This is a genomic window from Vibrio sp. 10N.261.52.A1 (assembly GCF_002876325.1).
Classification (GTDB): Bacteria; Pseudomonadota; Gammaproteobacteria; order Enterobacterales; family Vibrionaceae; genus Vibrio; species Vibrio chagasii.
In genome coordinates, this window is the sequence record NZ_MCYD01000820.1 from 1 (window position 1) to 3,354 (window position 3,354).

Genomic DNA, 3,354 nt, shown 5'->3' on the forward strand with positions numbered 1-3,354 from the left:
CGCGTGCATAGTAACACAATGAATACAGAATGATACTTTTTAACCACTAATTTACTTTTTATTCGATTTAGATCAAAAAAGATGCCCTAGAGCATCTTTTTATAAGTTAACCATTCATGAAACAACTATATTAGCCTGGGAAACCATTAGGGTTTGTGGACTGCCAGCGCCACGTATCTTCTGTCATTTCTGTCAGTGTACGTGTCGCGTTCCAACCAAGTTCTTTCTGAGCTTTAGCAGGATCTGCCCAGCATTCTGCGATGTCACCTGCGCGTCGCTCAACAAGTTTATAAGGGATTTCCTTACCACTTGCTTGTTCAAACGCCTTAACCATGTCTAAAACACTAGAACCGTTACCTGTACCAAGGTTGTAGATGTGAAGACCATCTTTGCGCCCTACTTTCTCAAGTGCCGCGATGTGGCCGTCAGACAGATCCATAACGTGGATGTAATCACGAACACCGGTACCATCTTTCGTTGGGTAGTCGCTGCCAAATACAGACAAGAACTCGCGTCGGCCAACGGCAACTTGAGAAACAAACGGCATTAAGTTGTTTGGAATGCCTTGTGGATCTTCACCTAGTTCGCCACTTGGGTGTGAACCTACTGGGTTAAAGTAACGAAGTAGCGTAATGCTCCAGTCTGGATTCGCTTTTTGGAAATCCGTTAGACACTCTTCAACCATAAGTTTACTACGGCCATAAGGGTTCGTCGCACTGGTTGGGAAGTCTTCAGTAATAGGCACACTTGTAGGATCACCGTACACGGTTGCTGATGAGCTGAATACTAACGTTTTAACATTCGCTTCGCGCATAGCATCTACAAGCACTAAAGTGCCGTTAACATTGTTATCGTAGTATTCAAGGGGCTTCTCTACAGATTCACCTACCGCTTTCAAGCCAGCAAAGTGGATAACTGCTTCGATATTGTGTTGTTTCATTGTTTCCGCTAATAGCGCTTTATTGCGAATGTCACCTTCAACGAACACTGGGCGAACACCAGATACCTTGTCGATACGCTCTAATACGCTTGGTTTACTGTTGTATAAGTTATCAAAAAGGACAGGCGTCATGCCTGCGTTAATCATCTGGATACTTGTGTGGCTACCGATGTAACCCATGCCACCTGTAACTAAAACATTCATGTTTAGTATACCTTTTATTATGAATACTCAATCTATCACTTATGATACAACAACTTAGGGTTGGCTAACAAACTGTTATAGGTATTCATTATCGTCAGAGAATACAAATTGACCTTTACCCTTGCGCTTCGCTTGATACATCGCTTCGTCGGCTATTTTGAGAATCGCGTCGATGTCATGCTCAGAGTTATCGACTAAGTGGATACCCAAACTAGCCCCAACATTGAGAGATCTCTGTTTGTGATGCACTGTTTGTCCAATAAGTGTTAATAAGCGCTCAGCGAGCCTCGCTAGCATGACTTTGTTTGTCTGTTTAATAATAAGAACAAATTCATCTCCCGACAAACGCGCGACTAGATCTCCGGCTCTTACTTGAGATAACAGCCTGCTTGATACTTCCTTAAGGATGGCATCACCTGCATCATGGCCATAGTTGTCATTGACGTGTTTGAAACCATCTAGATCCAAATAGATAACGGCAAATTGTTGATTGGCGTAATTGCTTGAGGAAACAACTTCATCCATCACCTTATACAGCCGCGCTCTGTTCGCTAAACCTGTTAACGCGTCGTGATGTGCTAAGTGTTCGAGCCTTTCCATCTCTTTGACGTTAGATAGATCGGATAGCGTCAGCACCATATCAAACTCATCTTTCTCTTCATCCGATGAAACTAGGTTAACTTTGACAAACATTGGCACTAAGTCATCAGATGCACTTTTTTCCCACACTTCTCCTTGCCACTGCCCATAATTCTCTAATGAGCTACGAATGGTTGGCATTAATGACGAGAACTGTTGCCATGAGAAGACTTCAAACGGTGTTTTGCCCACCAGCAAATCTGCATGATAGCCGAGGAGTTGAGTGACTGCAGGGTTAACCATAGTAATCACATTCGATGAATTAAGTACGATTAACCCGTCTTTGCTGTTTTCGAACACACCGGCGGCAATACGCTGGCGACTCATAGCGATTTCGATATCCGTTACATCTTGAACTGCATAAAGAATTCGGCCATGTTTTGACAACGAACGACTACTTACACGGAGCCAACGTTTGGATTGAAAAAGATCCGTAGTTTCTAACAGCTCATCGTTCAGTTCGATATTGCAGTCAATAACGCCCTGTAGGAAGCCTGTTTGCTTGGTCACTATCAAGTCTTGGATCAATAAGTTTTCAAGGAAAGACTCTGAACATTTGAAGATGTCGCGAGTCGCTGCATTCGCATGAACGATCAGTCCTTTTTCGTCGACGACGAGTAATGAGTGCTGAACGGTTTCAATCACCTCATTTGCAAAGGACTTTTCTTCTTGAAGTTTGTCTAGCGTGAAATTGATTTGGTTGTCACGGTGTTGCAGCCTTTCTTGCATGGTATTAAAAGCACGAACGAGATCCCCTATCTCATCGCGATTACTTGCTACGAGCCTAGGCTGGTCAGAACGTCGTTCTACGAAGGCTTGCATTGCTTCGTTGAGTTCAAACATAGGTGCGATAATGAAGCGCTGAATCAATTTGACGAGTACGCCACCCAGAATCAAAAGAAACAGAAGATAGACAATAGCGGTCTTGAAGATGTTGGTTAAGATCGTATTGAACGTTTCTTTCGATATAGTCACCCTCAAGTTGGCTATTACCGCGTCGTCTAAAGTGACCGGAACCAGCAAGAAGATATAACTTTCAGAGATAGCAAACTGATGATCGGCGATATCCTCTAGTTCTTCGGAATTTGGCCTAGGTATGCTCTTATCGTTGGCTTGATAGCTTGCAAATAACTGTTCGTTCACGTCATAGAGTTTAACTCGAACAATATCTTTATCTGCGACAAATGCAGAAAGGATCTCCTGAGCCGACGATTTATCCTCAAATAGTATTGCAGCTTGAAGGTTATAAGCCACACCTTGAGCCAGTACCTTAACTCTTTGGATGAGACTCTCTTTCTCTCTTTTAAAAGTGACAGTGTAATTTACTGATTGAATGGTGACAAAGGTGACCACAATAAAGGTGATTATTGGCAATATCAGTTTGTTTTTTATCGACATATTGTTGATGAAAGACAGCATTATTTGTCCTCCACAATAGCGATACGTAATAAATTTGAGCCGATAACGTATTCACCTTGCTTGGCGTTAGCTAAGTTTATCTTTGGCTTAAGCTTATTATCTATATGTGTTAACTCGATAACGCCTCCCATATCAGTAAAGTTGGGAATATC

General features: G+C 42.5%; 3 protein-coding genes. All 3 read right to left on the bottom strand.

Going from position 1 to position 3,354, the window contains the following annotated elements:
* Nucleotides 1–130 precede the first annotated feature (130 nt).
* Entirely contained in the window at nt 131–1,144 is a 1,014-nt protein-coding gene (gene galE, locus BCT81_RS17110; RefSeq protein WP_102425224.1) for a UDP-glucose 4-epimerase GalE, read from the bottom strand.
* Nucleotides 1,145–1,219: 75 nt separating this feature from the next.
* Complete coding sequence (locus tag BCT81_RS17115) at nt 1,220–3,202, bottom strand: diguanylate cyclase (RefSeq protein WP_102425225.1); 1,983 nt, start codon at nt 3,200–3,202, stop codon at nt 1,220–1,222.
* The coding region (locus tag BCT81_RS17120; RefSeq protein ID WP_133152651.1) for a YfiR family protein at nt 3,202–3,354 on the bottom strand (153 nt) is incomplete at its 5' end. The genes BCT81_RS17120 and BCT81_RS17115, both read right to left, overlap by 1 nt.